Annotated in this window: 20 protein-coding genes; 12 read left to right on the forward strand and 8 right to left on the reverse strand. The window is 44.9% G+C overall.

The window, feature by feature from the left end; genetic code table 11:
• Positions 1–71: 71 nt before the first annotated feature.
• Positions 72–1,649, reverse strand: coding sequence for a BCCT family transporter (locus OH458_RS15105; protein ID WP_269978933.1), 1,578 nt, complete (start codon positions 1,647–1,649; stop codon positions 72–74).
• Positions 1,650–2,038: 389 nt separating this feature from the next.
• Between OH458_RS15105 and OH458_RS15110 the strand changes: the two genes are divergently transcribed.
• Together OH458_RS15110 and OH458_RS15115 are read left to right on the forward strand one after the other, a co-directional pair.
• On the forward strand, positions 2,039–2,515 hold the full coding sequence (locus OH458_RS15110) for a MarR family winged helix-turn-helix transcriptional regulator (protein ID WP_038137240.1): 477 nt from the start codon (positions 2,039–2,041) through the stop codon (positions 2,513–2,515).
• 118 nt (positions 2,516–2,633) lie between these two features.
• Positions 2,634–3,695 carry a GGDEF domain-containing protein gene (locus tag OH458_RS15115; RefSeq protein WP_269978934.1) on the forward strand — a complete coding sequence of 354 codons (1,062 nt, stop codon included), beginning with the start codon at positions 2,634–2,636 and terminating at the stop codon, positions 3,693–3,695.
• On the opposite strand, the gene OH458_RS15120 is transcribed toward OH458_RS15115, so the two are convergent.
• Positions 3,688–4,143, reverse strand: a complete 456-nt coding sequence (locus OH458_RS15120; RefSeq protein WP_038137243.1) for an Lrp/AsnC family transcriptional regulator — start codon at positions 4,141–4,143, stop codon at positions 3,688–3,690. The genes OH458_RS15115 and OH458_RS15120 overlap by 8 nt on opposite strands.
• Before the next feature lie 147 nt (positions 4,144–4,290).
• On the opposite strand from OH458_RS15120, the gene OH458_RS15125 reads away from it, so the two are divergent.
• Positions 4,291–5,214, forward strand: coding sequence for a DMT family transporter (locus OH458_RS15125; protein WP_005472271.1), 924 nt, complete (start codon positions 4,291–4,293; stop codon positions 5,212–5,214).
• On the opposite strand, the gene OH458_RS15130 is transcribed toward OH458_RS15125, so the two are convergent.
• Positions 5,190–5,459 carry a hypothetical protein gene (locus OH458_RS15130; protein WP_269978935.1) on the reverse strand — a complete coding sequence of 90 codons (270 nt, stop codon included), beginning with the start codon at positions 5,457–5,459 and terminating at the stop codon, positions 5,190–5,192. The genes OH458_RS15125 and OH458_RS15130 overlap by 25 nt on opposite strands.
• Positions 5,460–5,606: 147 nt before the next feature.
• On the opposite strand from OH458_RS15130, the gene OH458_RS15135 reads away from it, so the two are divergent.
• Together OH458_RS15135 and emrD are read left to right on the forward strand one after the other, a co-directional pair.
• Positions 5,607–5,915 carry a cysteine-rich CWC family protein gene (locus tag OH458_RS15135; RefSeq protein WP_269978936.1) on the forward strand — a complete coding sequence of 103 codons (309 nt, stop codon included), beginning with the start codon at positions 5,607–5,609 and terminating at the stop codon, positions 5,913–5,915.
• 212 nt (positions 5,916–6,127) lie between these two features.
• Positions 6,128–7,336 (forward strand): multidrug efflux MFS transporter EmrD, encoded by a 1,209-nt coding sequence (gene emrD, locus OH458_RS15140; RefSeq protein ID WP_269978937.1) that lies wholly within the window; start codon positions 6,128–6,130, stop codon positions 7,334–7,336.
• Between the two features lie 40 nt (positions 7,337–7,376).
• Here emrD and viaA read toward each other — a convergent pair whose 3' ends face one another.
• Together viaA and OH458_RS15150 are read right to left on the reverse strand one after the other, a co-directional pair.
• The gene (gene viaA, locus OH458_RS15145) at positions 7,377–8,822 is read right to left on the reverse strand and encodes an ATPase RavA stimulator ViaA (protein ID WP_005472173.1); all 1,446 of its coding nucleotides are present in this window, start codon (positions 8,820–8,822) and stop codon (positions 7,377–7,379) included.
• Between the two features lie 9 nt (positions 8,823–8,831).
• The gene (locus OH458_RS15150; RefSeq protein ID WP_269978938.1) at positions 8,832–10,496 is read right to left on the reverse strand and encodes an ATPase RavA domain-containing protein; all 1,665 of its coding nucleotides are present in this window, start codon (positions 10,494–10,496) and stop codon (positions 8,832–8,834) included.
• Positions 10,497–10,754: 258 nt separating this feature from the next.
• Between OH458_RS15150 and OH458_RS15155 the strand changes: the two genes are divergently transcribed.
• The 4 genes from OH458_RS15155 (at position 10,755) to OH458_RS15170 (ending at position 14,739) form a co-directional block, all read left to right on the forward strand.
• Positions 10,755–11,285, forward strand: coding sequence for an NUDIX hydrolase (locus tag OH458_RS15155; RefSeq protein ID WP_269978939.1), 531 nt, complete (start codon positions 10,755–10,757; stop codon positions 11,283–11,285).
• 11 nt (positions 11,286–11,296) lie between these two features.
• Positions 11,297–12,301: a low-specificity L-threonine aldolase gene (gene ltaE / locus OH458_RS15160; protein WP_269978940.1), complete on the forward strand. Its 1,005-nt coding sequence runs from the start codon at positions 11,297–11,299 to the stop codon at positions 12,299–12,301.
• A 90-nt stretch (positions 12,302–12,391) separates the two neighbouring features.
• Complete coding sequence (locus OH458_RS15165) at positions 12,392–12,700, forward strand: c-type cytochrome (protein WP_269978941.1); 309 nt, start codon at positions 12,392–12,394, stop codon at positions 12,698–12,700.
• Between the two features lie 176 nt (positions 12,701–12,876).
• Complete coding sequence (locus tag OH458_RS15170; protein WP_269978942.1) at positions 12,877–14,739, forward strand: 5'-nucleotidase C-terminal domain-containing protein; 1,863 nt, start codon at positions 12,877–12,879, stop codon at positions 14,737–14,739.
• Between the two features lie 118 nt (positions 14,740–14,857).
• On the opposite strand, the gene ppiC is transcribed toward OH458_RS15170, so the two are convergent.
• The gene (ppiC, locus tag OH458_RS15175) at positions 14,858–15,136 is read right to left on the reverse strand and encodes a peptidylprolyl isomerase PpiC (RefSeq protein ID WP_005472248.1); all 279 of its coding nucleotides are present in this window, start codon (positions 15,134–15,136) and stop codon (positions 14,858–14,860) included.
• A gap of 198 nt (positions 15,137–15,334) precedes the next feature.
• Between ppiC and OH458_RS15180 the strand changes: the two genes are divergently transcribed.
• Entirely contained in the window at positions 15,335–16,273 is a 939-nt protein-coding gene (locus OH458_RS15180; protein WP_269978943.1) for a chemotaxis protein, read from the forward strand.
• 212 nt (positions 16,274–16,485) lie between these two features.
• Entirely contained in the window at positions 16,486–17,502 is a 1,017-nt protein-coding gene (locus OH458_RS15185) for a GGDEF domain-containing protein (protein WP_269978944.1), read from the forward strand.
• Positions 17,503–17,573: 71 nt separating this feature from the next.
• Here OH458_RS15185 and OH458_RS15190 read toward each other — a convergent pair whose 3' ends face one another.
• Positions 17,574–18,506, reverse strand: coding sequence for an exopolyphosphatase (locus OH458_RS15190; RefSeq protein ID WP_269978945.1), 933 nt, complete (start codon positions 18,504–18,506; stop codon positions 17,574–17,576).
• Between the two features lie 207 nt (positions 18,507–18,713).
• Here OH458_RS15190 and OH458_RS15195 point away from each other — a divergent pair, with 207 nt between their 5' ends.
• Positions 18,714–18,974, forward strand: coding sequence for a putative hemolysin (locus tag OH458_RS15195; protein ID WP_269978946.1), 261 nt, complete (start codon positions 18,714–18,716; stop codon positions 18,972–18,974).
• 3 nt (positions 18,975–18,977) lie between these two features.
• On the opposite strand, the gene OH458_RS15200 is transcribed toward OH458_RS15195, so the two are convergent.
• On the reverse strand, positions 18,978–19,820 hold the full coding sequence (locus tag OH458_RS15200; RefSeq protein ID WP_269978947.1) for a YdcF family protein: 843 nt from the start codon (positions 19,818–19,820) through the stop codon (positions 18,978–18,980).
• Positions 19,821–19,907: the final 87 nt, after the last annotated feature.

A 19,907-nucleotide genomic window follows, 5' to 3' on the forward strand; every position in this document is an offset into this window, starting at 1 on the left:
AAACTCACTTTTATTCGAGAGCAGGTACAAAAAAAGGGCGCCGAGCGCCCTTTTAATCAACAAACGTAACCTTAATTTTGGTACTTCTCTGTGCGCATGCCCATTAGTAAGCTGACACACATCAGTAACAAGACGATGGTAAACGGCAGTGCGGTAGAGATAGCACCTGCTTGTAGCGCTTGAATCGCTTCTGTACCACCAATCCAAAGTAGAGCAACCGCAATAGCCCCTTCCATAAACGCCCAGAAAACACGTTGTAGGACAGGTGCATCGACTTTACCACCTGCGGTAATGCTATCGATAACCAGTGAACCTGAATCCGAAGAGGTAATAAAGAACACCAGTACCAATACAACAGCAATAACAGAGAGCAAGGTGCCCATTGGCAGAACATCGAACATTTGGAACATCGCCAGAGAAACGTCAGTCAGACCGTTTGCACCCAGCTCACCAATATTATTAACGACCTGATCAATCGCAATACCGCCAAACACCGACATCCAAAGAAGCGTCACTGCCGTTGGGACTAGCAGTACTGCAGTCATAAACTCTCTGACTGTTCGACCTCTCGATACGCGCGCAATGAACATACCTACGAATGGTGACCATGAAATCCACCATGCCCAGTAGAACACAGTCCAACCTTGGAACCATGCTTCATCTTCACGACCGTGCGGGTTACTCAAAGGAATGATGTTTTCAACATACGCCATTAAGGTAGTGCCGATATTACCAAAAGTCACAGCGTAACCAATCAACGCAACTAGGATCAGCAGAACGAATGCGACCACCATGTTGATGTTACTGATGACCTTAACGCCACCATCAATACCACGAATAACAGAGACTACCGCAAGTAAAGTTACGACAGTAATCACAACCACTTGCAAACCTAAGCCTGCATCGATGCCAAACACATGTTGAATACCACTCGCCGCTTGTTGCGCGCCTAAACCTAGAGACGTCGCAAGACCAAACAGGGTTGCTACAACAGCCAAGATATCAACGATGTGCCCAGCCCAGCCCCAAGCGCGATCGCCTAGTAGCGGATAGAAAATGGAACGGATAGATAGAGGCAAGCCTTTGTTGTATGCAAAAAACGCGAGCGATAGCGCTACAACACCGTAAATAGCCCACGGGTGAAGACCCCAGTGGAACATCGTGGCGCCCATGGCCAGTTTCGCCGCTTCTGCGGTATTGGCTTCAACGCCGAGCGGAGTCTCATACCAACCAGTAAAGTAAGCGACAGGTTCAGCCACACTCCAGAACATCAAGCCGATACCCATACCGGCGGCAAAAAGCATAGAGAGCCAAGAGATGAATGAGTAATCTGCGGTAGCATCTTGACCGCCAAGGCGAATTTTACCCAAAGGCGATACGATAAGCGCTAAGCAGAAGACAACAAAGATGTTGCCAGACCAGATAAACAGCCAATCGAAGCTTCCAATGATCTGCCACTTCAGGCCATCTAACGCGGATTTAGCCGTTTCCGCATCCATAACTAGAGCGCCAATTAGGAACAGGGCGATAAATCCTGCACTGACTCCAAAGACAGGGTTATGAACATCGAACCCCCACTTTTGTACGTTATCTTGACCGATGGTGTAATCGGTACTGTCGATACTGTACTTATCGATACCTTTCGTCATTTTTCCTCTCTCGATAATTATCTTTCCCTAATCAAAGTCTAAAACTAAAATTCATTAGTGATGAAAGTAATTTTATCTTATTTCAAGACTTGATCGAACCGGCATTATTGTACGCCTTCCAGTGTAAGTTGCCAGTAAAACGCGCTTAACCGCTCACAAATCCACCACAAAAAGGCTGTTTTGTTTAAAAATTAACTGTGATCGCGCTCAACTCAAAGCGCCATTAACTTTGAATTCTAAACATTAGATGTGCAATTATTCACCCGTCTTCTAACATAATTAAACAACCCGCATCTCTAAATGAGCTTGTTATTTATTTTTGCTCTTCAATTAGGCGTCAATATCATGTATTTTCACGCCTTAAAACGCTTGCTGACTAAGGATGAACATTGGAAAAGCACGAAGAAGTCCTCGTTTCAATTCGCCAAATAATTCGCGCGATCGATTTACACTCCAAACGCTTGAGCAAAGAGTCTGGTTTAACAGGCCCTCAGTTGATTCTAATGCGTTCAATCAAAGAGTTAGGTGAAGTGACCATACGCGAGTTGTCGAATCACACCAATATGAGTCAAGCAACTGCGACCACAATCCTTGACCGCTTAGAAAGAAACGAGCTTGTTAAGCGTGTGCGCAGTAATCAAGACAAACGTAAAGTTCATGCGTACATCACTGATAAAGGTTTAGAGGTGCTAAGCCAAGCTCCTATGCCTCTGCAACAGAATTTCATCAATAAGTTTCAAAGGCTCGAAGAGTGGGAGCAATCTCTGCTGCTATCGTCGGTACAACGTATTTCATCTATGATGAACGCTGAAGATATTGAAGTGGCGCCAGTGCTTGAACTGGGCAGCATCACTAAACCTGAATAACCTCATCTGAATTGAACTATCCGGGCATTGGTCTAAAGTTGTAATAAGTGAAACAACGCGTCTTAGTAGCTTTTCGTCGCGCAAAAGCTACTTTGATTAACCAGTGCAAAGGGGTCGGATGGTTAAAAAGACAAGTTTTGAACTCCACTCAGACGATACCATTCTAGACGTCAACCAAAAGAAGCGTGTCCTCAAACTTATCGCCATCATCACGCTGGTTATTTTTGTTCCGCTAGCGGTTAAAAACATCCTCATTGGTGAAACTGTCCTTGCCATCGTCCTACTTGCTTTCGAAATCACCTTACTGCTTGAAGTCGCTGCCATCATTTACAATGAACAACGAGTAATCGGCAATTTGATCCCACTGACATTGCTCGGCACCTCAATCATTATGGCAATTGACATTTTCGGTACACTCGCGACCTACTGGGTGTTCCCTATCGTGATAGCAATTGTCTTCTTGTTTTCAGAGCGAGCGGCTCTTTTGTCAAACGTGCTCATCATTATCGGTGTGACCGCTGCGATTTACCCTCAGCAAGATCCGGAAGTGACCGCTCGATACACGTTTTCCCTTGTTGCAACCCTTACGATTGTCCATGTGGTGGTCAAGGAAGTGCATAAATTGCAAAGTGAACTAAGACACCTGCTAGAAAGAGACGCGATGACGGGGGCATTAAATCGCCATCAACTGCATAGTTACCTCGACAGAGCCATTGAGCAGTATGGCTACTCAACCATTGTGATGATCGATGTCGATAATTTTAAGACCATTAATGACAACTATGGGCATGACATGGGCGACACGGTCCTCAAACAAGCGGTTGCAACCATCAACAGTAACACCAGAGCGAATGACTTGCTCTTTAGAGTCGGAGGAGACGAGTTTTTGTTGCTGTTTCACGGTGTCGATAAGTATGCGGTAGAAACGATTATGAATCTGATCGGAAGGAATATCTCAGAGCAAGCCTACCCACATGATGTTAAAGTCACGCTCAGTTGTGGCGTCGCTGAATCGGTACCCTTTGAAACAAGCCAAGCTTGGATCAAGCGTGCCGATTTAGCCTTGTATCAAGCCAAATCGCTTGGTCGAAATCGGGTTTCTGTCTACTGCGACTCGACGCTTTCTCAATATGAAGATGTTGATTATCAAAAAGAGTCTGGCAAACAAACCGTTAAGTGAAAACAGGCAGCTCACTCGACTCTTTCACTTGACGGATTGCAAGGTGGGTATGAATGTCTTTGACATTATCCAACCTCTGTAACTTTCGAGTAAACGATTCATATCCGGTGAGATCTTGGCTAACAACCTCCAACAAGTAGTCATAGGCACCTGACACAACGTGGCAGTTTGTCACCTCGCCCATTTCCAAAATCGCCTGTTCAAATGCATCAATAGACGCGGCTTGGTGGTTGTTTAAACTCACTTCAACAAAAACCGTCATCCCGACTCCAATCGCAGGTTTGCTCAATTTGGCTTGGTATCCTGCGATCACACCTTCTTCTTCCAATTTTTTGATTCGCCGCGCACACGGTGAAGCCGAAAGTCCAACCCTATCCGCAATGTCCGCAGTGGATAACCTTGCATCCTTCTGCAGTAGCGACAGAATATGCTTATCAATTCTATCCATACTTATCCTTAACTTTTTCTATCAATTATTACGATAGATTTGATGCGTTCCACCAAGCAATGAGAAAAACTTAGCGAAGTTTGCCATATAACGCCAACGGTTACGACTCATAATTAACGCAAACAAATACAACTTGATAACATCATTATGATTTCAGGATATTTGGCAATGATTGCCACGTTACTGCTCTGGTCTGGTTTTTTTCTATCGCTGAGAAGCGGCGCGCATTCCGATCTCACCACCGCTGATATCGCTTTGACACGCTTCGTCATCCCTTGTCTGATTTTACTTCCACTCGTGATTCGATCTCGGCTGAGCATTAAAGCAGTTCCGCCACGCTATTTACTTGGCATGTTCATTGGCTGCGGTCTGCCTTATTTGCTAGTTGCAGGCTCAGGGATGCAGTTTGCACCGGTTTCTGATGGCAGCGCCTTGATACCAGGCACACTGCCCCTATTTGTCTCTGGGATTGCTGTTTTACTGTTTAAGCAGCCGTTAAGCCAGCATCGGATTGCTGGTTTGGTATTGGTCATCATTGGTATTGCCGCTTTTATGTCGCACAACTTGATGGAGCTCAACGGTGAGCGTATGCAAGGGCATCTGCTGTTCCTAACGGGAAGTATCATGTGGGCAATGTTCACTATTTGTGCTCGCGTATCGAGCCTAAATCCGTTGGTAACGGCGGGCTTTATATCACTCCTCTCGACATTCACACTCGCACTTTCGATTCATCTTGGCTGGTTGCCTAGCCACTTAGCCACCACAGCGGTAAATGAATGGCCATGGAAAGAACTAATTGGTCACATCATGCTACAAGGGATTGGTGCAGGCGTGATTGCCGCCTTTACTTATCTACATGCTATTTCCGTTCTGGGCGCAGAAAGAACAGCTGCATTTGGCGCAGCAACGCCAGCAATAGCGACATTTTTAGCCATCCCAATCTTCAATGAGCAGCCTTCACTTCTTGGTTGGGTGGCTCTGTCGCTGATTTGTATTGGTAGCCTTATCGCGAGCAATATTTTTATGAAGCAAGATAGCTCCATGCTCTACCAACCACCAAAGTTCAAATAAATCATTAGAGAACTGGCAACGATAGCAGCGCGGAACAGTGGTTTTGCATAAGGCTTGCATTTAATGATGAAGGGAGCCAACACAAAAAGTGCGATAAGTAACGAGACTGCACCGTGTGAAAGCCATGTTTCGAGCACGACTAACCAGATAAGCCAGACCAGCAGTTCAACGTTTTGTAAATGGATCTTCTTACCCAACGCGGCAATAAAGACTCCGGCAGCAAGAGAAGGAATCATTGTAAACATTATTTTTTATTCAACTGCAAACTATGATAATGATAATGATTGTCATTTGCAATTAATAGCAAGAAATTTGTGTGTGTTCTTTACTATGGTGGTTCTCTGCTAAAACCTTTATAGTCATCGGCTCTAAATCATTGTTGGAATAAGTTTGTGAAAACACCGTGTATCGCTGCATGTAAAAATGAAGGTGGAATATGCCTTGGGTGTCATCGCACTGTTGAAGAGATCGCAACGTGGCGAATGATGACCGATGAGCAAAGAGAGTCTGTAATGGAGCGTTTACGTGGCAAGACATCAACCCATCAGTGTCCTCAATGCGGTAAACCAGCAAGCTGCGATCTTAGTGAAGGCAAGGCCACATGTTGGTGCTTTAGTTTGGAAAGACGCGATACAAGCTCACTACAGAGTAACGATTCTTGCCTATGCCGTTCTTGCCTAACAAACTTACCCATCGCATAAAAATTCTTGTTTTCATAGATTATAATTTGGATTAGATTTTCTAATCCAAATCATAGATTTTTATCTTGCTTAAGATCACACTTTTTCGTTGCTCGCTCTTCTAACTCGCTCTAATATCTCGCGCCTGAAAGTTCCCTTTCTCGTTATTTAAATTAGCTTAGCTACGGCAAAGCTATTGGTTTCTTGCGTTTTGAATTTAGGTAAAATAGGAAATGTCCGCGTCTTCACAAGTTATTAAACTCACGTTTTTAATTGCGATTTTGACCGCTGTTGGCCAAATGACTCAAACCATGTACGTAGCGTCAATCGGTCACATGGCGAATGAGTTCTTAGTCTCACCGGCAGCATTGCAGGCGGTCATGGCTTGTTACTTAATCCCCTATGGTTTTTCTCAATTCATTTATGGGCCTCTTTCCGATCGCTTAGGCCGTAAACCCATCATCATTGTTGGATTGGTGATTTATATCCTAGGTACAATCATGGCGTTGTTTGCCCATCAATATGAATGGTTCTTAGCGGGAAGCTTTATTCAAGGTCTTGGTATAGGCTGTGGTGGCGCTATGTCACGCACCTTAACGAGAGACGTGTTCTCGGGCGCAGAGCTCCATAAGGTCAATAGCTTAATCAGCATGTGTGTGATTTTTTCGCCTCTTATCGCACCTGTTCTAGGAGGCTATCTCACAGAAGTGTTCGGTTGGCGTTCTAGCTACATGTTCCTCGCGCTATTTGGTATCGCGGTCGTTATTACCATGATGACAAGCTTTATGGAAACACTGCCAAAAGAGAAACGTCGCTATGAGAAAGTCACCGACAGCTATCGCTACGTATTGTCGGACCGACGCTTCCAAGGCTACCTAATTTGCTTGGTGGCAACGTTTTCTGGTGTCGCTATTTTTGAAGCGGCGGCAGGTGTGCTGCTCGGTGGGGTGTTACAACTTCCGGCAACCACCGTCAGTTTACTATTTGTAATGCCAATTCCGGGTTACTTGGTCGGTGCCGCACTTTCAAGCATTATTGCTGCGAAGAAGAACGAAAAAAGTGCGCTGATGTTCGGTTTGTTTGCCATTATGGCTGGCTCTTTGATTGTATTGATTCCTGGTTTGATGGGGCAAACTACAGCGTTGACATTAGTCGGCGGAGCAACCATTTATTTCTTGGGTGCGGGCATTCTTTTCCCTGCGGCCACGACAGGTGCGCTCTCTCCACTGCCCTATCATGCAGGGACTGGCGGTGCGGTTCTTGGTGGCATGCAAAACCTCGGTGCTGGCTTAGCAACGTTAGGAGCATCCATGATTCCAACCACCAATCAGATGCCTTTAGGTGCATTGATGTTGATCATGTCATTACTCGCGCTGATTGGTCTTATTCGCGTTTACCGTAAACACGACCAATCTAATGATCAAATGCCATTGGCTATCTAAAACAAAGGAGCTCACTGAGCTCCTTTTCTTTGTCTTTCCACTACCATTTTTTCATGATTCGTCCCATCAGGTTGGGATGATAAGACCAGCAGTGATCGAACATTGTCATTAACTCAGGATTGCCATATTTAGACAGGCTGATCGCATGAAAGCGGTTTTTATGCTCTTTCAGTTCATCAACCTTGGCGATCATCTCTTCTGACTGTTTAGGCGCAATAAAGTCCGAGATCACCACCATATCCGCGTTTCGGTATTTGTCTCCGGTCATTAAGTCGATTGACTTCATAAGCACGGGCTCTAAATCTGTCCCACCGTGAAAGCTGTAGGTGAGAAAATCACTCGCTTCTCTTAAGCCATCTTGCTTCGTCAGCTCATAGGTAATTTGCTCTGAAGAAAAGAGAATGACATAACAGTCACGATCTTCAGCCAGCGCTATTTGCATCAGCGCATACGCCATCGCTTTGGCACACTGCTCAGGAAAGCCACTCATTGAACCAGATGCATCGACACAAATGATAAATGGCCCTTTCTCTACATCAACTTGGGCATTGTCTGGCTTTTGCGCGCGTACTTTGCGCAAAGTGCGGGACTTACCTTGCATTTTGTAGTTCATGAGACGCTTATCAACTAGGTGCTTGTAGAACACCACTTCGAGTTCAGGATACGCCAAGAACATGGTTTCGTTGGGTAACAGCTTATTGAGATCGTCGCCTTCATGAATACCAACGATATCGTCGGTGGCTTTGTCAGATTTTTCTTCAACAATTTGAGGCTCTTCCAAAGGCGCTTTGTTCAAATCAGGGTCGTCAACTTGGCTCGCCATTCGGCCAAGCTTCTCTGCGATCTCTTGAAGGCCTTGGTTCTTTTTCAAAAACTCTGCATGGCGCTTCATTACGGTAAGATCAGTTTTGCTCAATCGAGCAGACGCCATGTCCCACAGACGGCCAACACTGCCTTCATCTCCCTCTTCCGTCACTTTATCCATGTTCTTCATGGTTTCCATGCGTTGGTAAAGATCTTTGAGCACTTTCTCTTTGTTGGCTTCAAGCTCGGTCAATTGCGCTTGTCGAATGGCGTCGGAAAGGCTCTCATACCATTGATCACAGAAATAGTGCGGGAACATTGGGTTGTTTACCCCTTTGTTCTTCTCCATTAAGCGACGTGCCTGCAAGTAAAACGCAGAGTGCCATTCTAGCTTTTTGATGACTTCTGGTATCTGCTCAAAAAACTGCGCTTCATCCCAATAGATCACCTCTTGGTAGAGCGCGAGTTCTTGTTGAAAACGTTCCGTCTCACACACCTTAGTTATGCGCTTCTTAACGCTTCCACGCCATTTCAATAGATGGTTTTTTACCGAGGACTTAACGCCGCGGTTTTCCGCTACCGCCATCATCTGAGAGCGAGCCATTAAGTCGTTCACAGCCGTGTCTATGATGCCAGAGTCGGCAATCATCAGTGCGAGGTTTAATCCATCTGCGCCTAACATTCATTTCTCCTATTCAAAGAATTGATTTAAGGTCTTGAAACGGAAAACCGTACGTTCACACTCGGTTTTGGTCGATTCCAGTACTTGTTGAAGGTGTTGTAAGCTCGCTTCCATTGCCCTTGGAATTTCTTGTTCGACAAAGCTATGTGGCAAGGCTCCGTGGAAATTCGAACGCACTCTCAGCAAGTGGTGTTCAGCATGTTCTAGCTGCGCCATTGCTTTCTCAGCTTTCGCAAACCACTCTTGATAAAGCGTTTGATCTAGGCCTTTGTTGGTCACGATGGAAACTAAGACGGCACGATTAGCGATGTCTTTGATCACCAAGTTGTTCGCACCATCGACATCAAAACGCAATCTAACCAGATTTGTATTGGTGTTCACGTATCCATAAACGTCACCGTGACCTTCTTTGATCACTCGCTCTAGTTCGTTCTTAGGGACGTATACCCAGCGACTGTCACCTTTTTCAGACTCAGTGACTGACATGTTACTTTGGAGTAAGACCAATTTAACGAGGTCGTAAGCGCTGCCCACCTGATAGCTTTTCGCATCGGAGATGTCGTAGCTGTGGATCTGCTTCTTGAGTAGACCCGTTGTTGATTCCATTGAAAGCATCACGCCAAACTCAGATTCGAGTTCTTCTTGAATCTCTGCAAGTTCTTCACGGCACAGGGTAATTTGCTGCTCAACGTCTTGCTGATCAAACGCTCGCATCAAGGCAAACTCTTTGATGACCTTACGAACCACCTCACGTGAATCTGGACTGTTCCACAAACAGTCTTGTAGCAGTAACAGATCGAGCGGGTTGATTTCATCACGGCCATTGAAAAATGCGCTCGCTTTCAGCAATCGGACGGCTTTCTTCCAGCGACGGTCAGAGACATACATGTCGGTATCAGCAATGTCGACGCCCGTTGACTCTTGCGCTGCGTTTTCCAACATGGTTTTGAGTTCGTAGAGTTTTTCAAACACAGAATCAGATAGCTCTAGCGTATCTAGCTGTGATTGCCACTGGTGATACTCTTCATCCGTAATGGCCAAACCCTCAGGGAGTTTTGCTTCTTGTGGCGTTCCCACAGTGAGCATAGACTTAAAATTCTGCTTATTTTGAATACGATTGACAAACACACGCACCAGCATTCGGTCATAGAGCGCTTCCAAACCGCTGTCTTCATCTGGCAACTCGTTAGATGCAGAAACCAACAAGCGCATCGGGACGCGCTCAATTTCATTGCCGTTTTTAAAGGTTTTTTCATTCACCACAGTGAGAAGCGTGTTGAGTATCGCAGGTCCAGCCTTCCAAATTTCATCGAGGAAGACGACTTGTGCGGTTGGCAAATACCCTTCCGTTAGACGGACGTAGCGGCCGTTATCTTTCAATTCTTGGATACTAAGCGGACCAAACACTTCTTCAGGTGTTGAGAAGCGAGTCATCAGGTATTCGAAATAAGAGGAATTGTCAAATGCCTGGATCAGGCGCTTGGCGATTAAACTTTTTGCAATACCAGGGGGGCCAAGTAGGAAAACGCTCTCCCCAGACAGGGCGGCTAACAGGCAAAGTTTAATAGTTTCTTCTCGCTCGTATACCCCGTCAGATAAGGCTTGAGCTAGCTTATTGATCCTTTCAGAGAGTAATGCTTTTTGTGAGTGGGAGGCTCTTGTTGGGTTTATCATGCTTACCTCTGATTATGAGCAGACTTATGTATAAGTTTATACATTTGTTATCACTTTGTTACAAGTGCATTTTGTAGATAGGGCAAATCTTTATATCAAATCAGGGTTGTCTGTAAGCCATTGAAATCAATGTTTGCATTAATGTAGCTTGAGTCGCAAAAATGCTTCAGCGAGACGCAAACGATAACAGGTTAATTCTTTCATTCGAGAGAAGAAGCGGATAAGGTAACGTCAGCGTTAGTTGTAAAGAAAATAATCATGATACCTTCCGAAACAAGTAAAACCCTCCATAGCTGGAAACGAATCTCTTTGGTCGAAGAGTCCGTCACCCTCCCAAATGGCAAAAATATTCAACACACAACGATTGTTCACCCCGGAGCGACGGTGATCTTACCGATAACTCAAGATGGTCATATCATTCTTATCAATCAGTTTCGTCCTTCGCTAAAGAAGTGGTTATTAGAGCTTCCAGCAGGCACCATTGAAAACGCGGAAGAGATCGAAGAGTGTGCCAGAAGAGAGTTAGAAGAAGAGACGGGATACAGCGCAAAACAAATGATCTCGCTCGGCCAAGTGACCCCTTTGGCTGGATTTTGTGACGAGATACAGTACCTGTTTGTCGCAAAGGAGTTGGACAAAACCTGCCGATACGAATGTGATGACGATGAAGTAATCGAAGTCATTACCCTAACCATTGAAGAATTAGAACAAAAGATCATTCGTGGCGAAGTGAGCGATGCGAAAACCATAGCGTGTCTTAGCAAAGCGAAATTATGTGGATACCTCTAGGAGATAATAAAATGGATTTTCGTTCAGATACCGTGACTAAACCAACTGTTGCGATGCGAAAAGCAATGGCAGAAGCCCCTGTGGGTGATGACGTCTACGGTGATGACCCGACCGTCAATGAACTTGAGCAATGGGTCGCGCAGCGTCATGGTTTCGAAGCAGCGCTATTTACAACCTCTGGTACGCAAGCCAATTTGCTAGGGCTAATGGCACATTGTCAGCGCGGTGATGAGTACTTGTGCGGTCAGCAAGCCCACAACTATAAATATGAAGCCGGTGGCGCTGCGGTTTTGGGCTCGATTCAACCTCAGCCTATCGAAAACAATCCAGACGGTACACTCGACTTCGCCAAACTTAAGGCCGCAATTAAGCCAGATGACTCCCACTTTGCCAGAACGAAGCTGCTGAGCTTGGAAAACACCATCAATGGCAAAGTGTTACCGATGGCGTATCTTAAACAAGCTCGTGAGTTTGTTGACCAAAACGACCTATTGCTTCACCTTGATGGCGCACGCGTCTACAACGCAGCGGTGGCACTTGAGATTGATGTTAAAGAGATCGCTCAATACTTTGACTCGATGACAATTTGTTTGTCAAAAGGACTCGCTGCCCCTATTGGCTCTTTACTCCTTGGTGACAAAGCCTTTATCGAAAGAGCGCGTCGTCTGCGTAAAATGGTTGGCGGTGGTATGCGTCAAGCCGGGATTCTTGCTGCTGCGGGTAAACTGGCACTAACAGAGCAAGTAGAACAATTGAAAGTCGACCACCAAAACGCAAAGCATCTAGCTGAAAAGTTGAATAAGTTGGATGGATTTACTGTGGCAACTGAATTTGTACAGACCAATATCGTATTCGCGAAATTGGATGAGAGCGTTGATATTCATGGTATTGCCAAGCAACTCGCCCAAGACGGCATTACCATTACACCCGGAAATCCGATCCGCTTCGTGACACACAAAGATATCACCAAGCAAGATATCGATACTTTGATCGAGAAAATCAGCGCGTACTTGTAACGCATCACGATTTGTTGTTCTGGACCATTGAGCTTCCCCTTAGGGGAAGCTTTATTCTTTAGGCTAATTTCAACAACTCAATTCCACGCGATGAAGCCAGTACTTACCTTATTTGCCCTGCTTTTTGCTTCTCACTTACATGCGACTCAATTTGGCGATCCCGAGCAGGGTAAGATCAAATCACCAAGCTGTGTGTTTTGCCATGGCGCAACCGGCGTTGCGGTAAATAAGAGTTATCCCAACCTCAACGGCCAAAACGCACAATATCTGTATCAATCGATGCTGGATTACAAAAGTGGTAATCGTTCTGGTCCACTTGCTGAAATGATGGCCGCGCAGCTATCTCGACTCAATGAGCAAGATTTAAAAGATATTGCCGCGTACTACGCGAACCAATGATGCGACTCAGAGAAACGCAATAATGATGAATGTCACGAATATTGATACGTTATAACATAACCAAACGATATCATTCGCATAATTTCATGCAAGATAAGATGTATTTCATTTAATTCCTATAATCGTAAGCCAAAGATCAAGTTTTCTTCCAATACACTCATTTATAGGGATGAACGATGAAATATAGCCCAATCGCACTAGCCCTCCTGTCAGCAGTGGTTGCTTCAGGATGTACAACGCAAACGTCGAATTTAGCACCATTCGATCTAACCATCTTACACATCAACGACCATCACTCTCATTTGGAGCCCTCCACACAAAAGCTCAAACTCGCAGGTCAATCGACATACACCGAAGTGGGTGGATTTCCATCACTGGTTACTGCTCTAAATCAGCGCACTAAAGCGAATGAGAACGTGTTAAAGCTTCATGCTGGTGACGCCATCTCTGGCACTCTGTACTATGCACTATTCAAAGGAGAAGCGGATGCCGCAATGATGAATCATGCTTGCTTTGATGCTTTTGCACTGGGCAACCATGAGTTTGATGACGGAGATGCTGGATTAGCGCAATTCTTAGATTGGATGAACGAAGGTGAATGTTCGAAAGAGACTGAAGTACTAGCGGCTAACGTAATTCCGAAACAAGGCGTCTCACCTCTTGCAATGAACTCTGCCAACGACTACTTCAAGCCATATACTGTAAAGCAATACGGTCAACATCAAATCGGTATCATTGGTATTGATATTGCTGACAAAACCATGAACTCATCAAATCCAGATGAAACGACTCAGTTCTTGAACGAAGTTGAAACGGCACAAAAATACATCGATGAGTTGGTTGCTAAAGGTGTTCCTAATATCGTTTTGTTGACACACTACCAATACTCGAATGATCTACAACTCGCTCAAGCGCTGACCGACGTTGATGTGATCATCGGCGGTGACTCGCATACCCTACTGGGCGATTTCGAAGCTGTAGGGTTAAAGAGTGAAGGTGCTTACCCAACACTGATGAAGAACGAAGATGGCGATCAAGTGTGTGTCGCTCAAGCTTGGCAATACTCGCAAATCCTTGGAGAACTGTCTGTTTCTTTCGATGGCAACGGCAAAGTCGCGGCATGTAACGGTACGCCTCATCTATTGATTGGTTCAGAGTTCAAACGCAAAGACGAAAATGGTAAAAAGCAGACTCTAGAAGGTGCAGAACTGGCCGCCGTTTTGGCCGATGTGGAAGCACAACCTAACCTTGTTCAAGTGACACCAGACCCTGCGACACAAGAAACTTTGTCAGCGTTTACCCAAAAGCTTGATGTGATGAAAGATCAAGAGATCGCACAATCTTCAGAACTACTTTGTTACGAGCGCGTTCCGGGTCAGCAAAAACACAATGGTGCAGATGGCTGTGATACGCATACTAATCTTCACGGTTCTCAAGTTGCAGACCTAGTTGCACAAGCGTTCCTAGCACAAACCAAACGTGCGGATGTCGCGATTCAAAACGGTGGTGGTGCACGTGCAAACATCACTCAAGGCAAATTCACTGTTGCGGGAGCGACAAAGGTGCTCCCATTTAGCAACACTATGGTCAATCTGCAAATGACAGGAGCACAAGTTAAGAAAGTGCTCAATGAAGCGGTGGACAAAGCCTACGCCGAATATGTCGAAAATAGTGCGAAAGGCTCTGACGGAGCCTACCCTTACGCTGCGGGAATTCGTTATGACGTTGATTTCAATCGCCCAGAGGGACAACGAGTTCACAATGTCGAAGTTAAAGCGAAAGGCGACGGCAGTTGGTCTAAACTGAGCGACGACAGAGAGTTGATCGTCGTTACCAACGATTACATTGCTGGTGGCAAGGATGGCTATATTACTTTTGGAAAAGTCTCTGCTGATAAGTCAAAGTACGAAAACACGCTGAAGCTCTACACAGAGACCTTTATCGATTATGTTCGTGATCTGGCTGCAAATGGTGAGAAGATCGAAGCGGTTGCAGAAGAAGACCGCAGTACCCAAACCTTCACACCACGCTCAAACTAAGCGCTAATAAAATGGCCAAGGAAATTGCCTTGGCCATTTTTCAAAACCACCTAAGTCCATCCGCGTAAAATAGGCGAACAGGCATTTGCTTTAGTTAGCATAAATCCGAACAACCTAGTTAGGTACGGTAGAGCACTTTCACAACGTGCCAACCAAACTTGGTTTTTACAAGATGTGGTACGAGGGTCTCACCTGAGAAACAGACCTTGTCAAACTGAGGCACCATTTGACCGCGGCGAAATTCACCTAAATCACCGCCCTTTTTACCCGAAGGGCACGTCGAATATTTCTTCGCTAACGTTTGGAATTTCGCCCCTTTCTTGAGCTGTTTAATAATGTCTTCTGCCTGCTCTTTATGCTTAACCAGAATGTGGAGAGCAGCTGCGGTGTTTGCCATAGTGTAAACCTCGAAACCTGAATTTGACGGGATTGTAGCCGAAACACCCTTATTGTTCATCCCAGCAATTGATCTAATCGAGATTGACTGACGATTATCTAGGCTATTAACGGTAGATTTGGACTATCCTAATTGAACAACACGCTAATTTCGTTACTATAAAAATAACCCTTAAGTTTATGTGCAGTTGGATACCCCATGGCAAAAATCGCAAGCAAAGCTAATCAATCGCAAGGCATGTTGATGTTTACGTTAACAGCAAAGCAACAGCTGTTTGCTATCGGAACCTTAAAAGTTCGCGAAATCGTACCCTTCATGCCCACCACGCAGATTCCCTATTCGCATCATCACGTCGTAGGTACGGTGACGATACGAAATATGACCATACCCGTAATCAACATGCCGGCCGCGATTGGCTTTAGACCAATCCAACCTGAAGAGTACGACTCTTGCTACTTGATCGTGACAGACTGCTTAAGAACGGTTGTCGCCTTTATGGTACGTTCGATAGAGAAAATCATCGAGTGTGACTGGAAAGCGATCGAATCTGCGCCTCGTTCAGCGGGTAATAATGTGTTTGTTACTGGTATCACACGATTTGAAGATAAAATTGTGCAAATGCTCGATGTAGAATTGCTGCTCTCCAAAATTTATCCGCAATACGAATCAACAAACATCCCTATGTTGACTGACATCGAGCGTGAAAAGCTCAAGGCTCTGAACATTCTCTTGGTTGACGATTCGTCCATCGCTCGTAAACAACTCTCTGACGCATTAGACAGCATCAACATCCCCTATCAGATTCGCAATAATGGACTCGATGCCTTACAAGCGATGCGAGATCAAGCCGATAACAATACGACTATTGACTTGCTAGTGAGTGACATCGAGATGCCTGGTCTAGACGGCTATGAGCTCGCTTTTGAAACTCAAAGTGACAGTCGATTGAGCAACGCCTACATCATCTTGCACACCTCCTTGTCGAGTGAGATATGTGTAGACCGTGCTCAGCAAGTCGGTGCCCATGAAGCACTAGAAAAGTTCAACGCTGGTGACCTAATCAAAGCAATGTTGAGGGGAGCAAGTAAACTTGAAGAAGGCACGAATATTACAGAGCGAATAGAAGTTGATGTTTAGCTTAAAGCAGACTGAAAACGATATGGAGTCATCGGTTACATGCCTAAACTTTAGGCTTAGTATGAATAATTGCTACTTAATTGTTCAATTAATCGCTTAAGCACATAATAATCATCAATAATTCGTATTTAATTGATATTAACTCAAGCATCTCGTTAGCAAATCCGCTAATCTTAAGTTAATTGGTAAGTACATTAAGATCCTAATAACGAATGACCGACGACGATTACAAAAGATCGACGGCAAATTTAAAAAAAGCCGTCCCTCTAATGATGAAAAATCACGTAGCGGCCACACCTGCAAACTATGCGCTATGGTACACCTACGTTGATAACGCGATCCCGCAGCTTAATAGGGAGCTCGACACTGTGCTGGAAAGCTATGGTGTCTGTCCACCAGCTTCGGGAGAGCAGTTGTATAAAAACTACGTTGCCTCACGTGCAGAAACCAACATCAGCGATCTTCGAGCAAACATCGAACTGTTGGTTGGCCAAGTTGCTTCATCGGTTACCGATACGCTCGCCGACACCTCCACTTTCTCAAGCATGATTGACAAGAGCTTCTCTAGTTTAGAGAAAGTAAATGACGACAACATGTCGTTGGAAGAAGTGATGACGGTTGTGCGCCAGCTTGTCGACGAATCAAAAGAAATTCGCCACTCCACCAAGTTTTTAAACAACCAGTTGGAATCCGCGAGTGAAGAAATTCAGCGCCTAAAGACTGAGCTCGCTGAAGTGCAACAAGACGCGCTGTTTGATAGCCTGACCAGTTTGTATAACCGCCGCTCTTTCGACAACGATATTCAAACGCTCTGCCAAACAGGACAAAAAATCTGCCTAGTATTGGCAGATATTGATCACTTCAAGAGCTATAACGACAACTATGGCCACCTATTTGGTGATGCGGTCATCAAAGGCATTGCCAAACGACTCCATATCAACGCACGTGATGGCGTTCATGCTTACCGTTTTGGTGGAGAAGAGTTTGCCCTAATCGTTCCAAACAAGCAGTTACGAATTGCTCGCCAGTACGCTGATAGCTTGCGTCGTTCTATTGAAAAACTGTCGATTAAAGACAAACGTTCCGGAAGCTTGGTCGCAAATATTACGGCGTCATTTGGAGTGGCTGAGCTTGAAGAAAATGAAAGTGCAGAGTCTTTGATCGAGAGAGCAGATAAACTGCTCTACGAAGCCAAGCAACTCGGCAGAAATAGAGTTATGCCGTTATAGCGCTCATTCGATCTAAAAAGCCCTAGCACAAAATGCTAGGGCTTTTACTTTGAATCTAATGAAATCTCTTACTAGCCATCAGCAGTAATGGTCGCGATAAGCTCCTGCTGTACTTGCTCAGCTTTGTCATTATCAATTTGACAGGTTCCCGCAGCTTTGTGACCACCACCACCGTACTTGAGCATCAGTTCCCCAACGTTCGTTTTAGAACTACGATCAAAAATGGATTTTCCGGTTGCAAATACGGTGTTCTGTTTTTGGAAACCCCACATCTTATGAATAGAGATGTTGCATTGAGGGAACAACGCGTAAATCATAAAACGGTTGCCCGCATAAATGGTTTCTTCGTTGGTTAAATCGAGCAGTACCAGATTACCATGAACCGTTGCACAACGTTGAATCTGGTCTTTGAACAACACTTCATGCTCTCGGTATAAATTGATGCGTTCTTTGACGTCATCAAGCTGAAGGATTTCATCGATTGTGTGGTTTTTGCAGTACTCAATCAAATCCATCATTAAGTTGTAGTTCGAAATGCGGAAGTTACGGAAACGCCCCAACCCAGTGCGTGCATCCATCAAGAAGTTCAGCAAGTTCCAGCCGTTAGAATCTAATACTTCATCACGGGTGAACTGCGCTGAATCCCCCTTATCCACCGCTTCCATCATATCAAGCCATTGAGATGGGAACGTTGCTTCACCACCATAATGCTCCCAAACGACGCGTGCAGCTGATGGTGCATTCGGATCGATAATATGATTCTCACGCTCGCCCTCATTGCGAATCGTCTCTGAAAGGTGGTGGTCAAATACAAGATGCGCATCCGCCACATAAGGAAGGTTGGTGACAATATCTCTAGAAGTAATCTCGACAACACCATCTTGCATGTCTTTCGGGTGGACAAACTTAATGTCATCAATAAGGTTTAGTTGTTTGAGTAACACGGCACAAACGAGGCCATCAAAATCACTGCGGGTTACAAGTCGATGTTTTTGCTCCGACATCTTGCACGTCCTATGCTAATACACGTTTAGTTATACTGATTACCCTACCATAACCAGTACTAATCATTCATCAATAAAACAATCGGTAAGTATGATCGGTCTCTTATTATTTTAGTATTAGTCTTTGTTTTAACAAACTTAAGACAATGTTTTTTCACGCTTATCCTATACTCCAAATCGAGTTGTTGTTCCCATTGGAGAATTAGAATGAATAAAACACCACTCTTGTGCGCAATCGCAAGTTCGTTATTGTTGGCTGGTTGTGCAAGTGAACCTGATGAATATGAAGTAAAAGAATACACGTCGTTGGCGAATCCAGCAGCGGTGTATTGCGTTCAACAGGGCGGAGAGCTAGAAACCGTCAGTGAAAATGATCAACGCGTGACCTACTGTCTACTTCCAAACAAGGATCGCGTCGAACAGTGGGAGTACTATCGCAACAACCACACTAAAGAGAGCGATTCATAGTCTCTATTGAAGGCTCTCAGGGTCGTACTTTCGATTCAAACCTGTCAATATTTGATGAAACCGAGCAAGTTGAGTGCGTACAGTTTCCACTGGGCATTGCTCGGTCGTCGACTCCACTATATTAGATAGCTCGTTGACCAGCGCTAGGTCATGTTTGCATTCGAGTGATTGTGCCAGCTTTTCGAGCGCAAGTTTCGCAATGCAATAAGGCTCGGCTCTTACCTCTGCTAACGAACGATTAAACGCGCCCTGCACTACCCCCTCTAAGTAGACTCTGTAAACCGTGAGCTCATCAATCGCCAGAAACCGAATTCCGGCATCATTCTTATGAGGATATGGCACTAGGCCGTGCGCAAACAGATCTGGCGAAATTTTTAGAGATAGCCCCGCCTTTAGGCAGCGATCGCGCAACACCTTTAGTAGCCCCTGCTCGTCCATCAATGTTTGGATTTGGAAAATTCGCTCTAGGTGATAATCATTACTCACGAAAAAGACGTCTAAGCACTCATTAAGGTTGAATCTATTCGAATTAATCATCTTCAGTGCGGCGTTCTCAACGTTTTCTACCGTGTTCGTTGAATCAGGCTCGAGCATCACCAAAGCAGGCTTTGCATCTATCTTGAGTTGCTCAAATCGCGTGTACATTGCTTTGGCCTCAGCATCCGTTTGCCCGCTCGTTACTCCACCACAAAAAATCAATGCCGTTTGCGCCAAATCGAAGCGCTGTAAGTAATCGGCGAGATAATCGACTCGGCTTAGTCCTTCTAAAGTCAACTGATTACATACCAATCTTTTACCAAGGACAATGATCACACTATGAATGCTCTTACTTTGCCGAGTTATCACTTATTAACCTCTATTTAAACTGTGTCTGTACAAAACTAAATTTTGTCGGTAACTTACCAAGTTAAAATTATGTTAACTATTATTAAA

Source organism: Vibrio sp. MarTm2, assembly GCF_027587055.1.
GTDB lineage: Bacteria > Pseudomonadota > Gammaproteobacteria > Enterobacterales > Vibrionaceae > Vibrio > Vibrio sinaloensis_D.

Coding starts and splice junctions, on each gene's coding strand:
- OH458_RS15155 (WP_269978939.1), top strand. CDS start 10,755: ATGATACCTTCCGAAACAAGTAAAACCCTCCATAGCTGGAAACGAATC.
- ppiC (WP_005472248.1), bottom strand. CDS start 15,136: ATGGCAAACACCGCAGCTGCTCTCCACATTCTGGTTAAGCATAAAGAG.
- OH458_RS15170 (WP_269978942.1), top strand. CDS start 12,877: ATGAAATATAGCCCAATCGCACTAGCCCTCCTGTCAGCAGTGGTTGCT.
- ltaE (WP_269978940.1), top strand. CDS start 11,297: ATGGATTTTCGTTCAGATACCGTGACTAAACCAACTGTTGCGATGCGA.
- OH458_RS15180 (WP_269978943.1), top strand. CDS start 15,335: ATGGCAAAAATCGCAAGCAAAGCTAATCAATCGCAAGGCATGTTGATG.
- OH458_RS15105 (WP_269978933.1), bottom strand. CDS start 1,649: ATGACGAAAGGTATCGATAAGTACAGTATCGACAGTACCGATTACACC.
- OH458_RS15185 (WP_269978944.1), top strand. CDS start 16,486: ATGACCGACGACGATTACAAAAGATCGACGGCAAATTTAAAAAAAGCC.
- emrD (WP_269978937.1), top strand. CDS start 6,128: ATGTCCGCGTCTTCACAAGTTATTAAACTCACGTTTTTAATTGCGATT.
- OH458_RS15195 (WP_269978946.1), top strand. CDS start 18,714: ATGAATAAAACACCACTCTTGTGCGCAATCGCAAGTTCGTTATTGTTG.
- viaA (WP_005472173.1), bottom strand. CDS start 8,822: ATGTTAGGCGCAGATGGATTAAACCTCGCACTGATGATTGCCGACTCT.
- OH458_RS15125 (WP_005472271.1), top strand. CDS start 4,291: ATGATTTCAGGATATTTGGCAATGATTGCCACGTTACTGCTCTGGTCT.
- OH458_RS15190 (WP_269978945.1), bottom strand. CDS start 18,506: ATGTCGGAGCAAAAACATCGACTTGTAACCCGCAGTGATTTTGATGGC.
- OH458_RS15150 (WP_269978938.1), bottom strand. CDS start 10,496: ATGATAAACCCAACAAGAGCCTCCCACTCACAAAAAGCATTACTCTCT.
- OH458_RS15115 (WP_269978934.1), top strand. CDS start 2,634: ATGGTTAAAAAGACAAGTTTTGAACTCCACTCAGACGATACCATTCTA.
- OH458_RS15120 (WP_038137243.1), bottom strand. CDS start 4,143: ATGGATAGAATTGATAAGCATATTCTGTCGCTACTGCAGAAGGATGCA.
- OH458_RS15165 (WP_269978941.1), top strand. CDS start 12,392: ATGAAGCCAGTACTTACCTTATTTGCCCTGCTTTTTGCTTCTCACTTA.
- OH458_RS15130 (WP_269978935.1), bottom strand. CDS start 5,459: ATGTTTACAATGATTCCTTCTCTTGCTGCCGGAGTCTTTATTGCCGCG.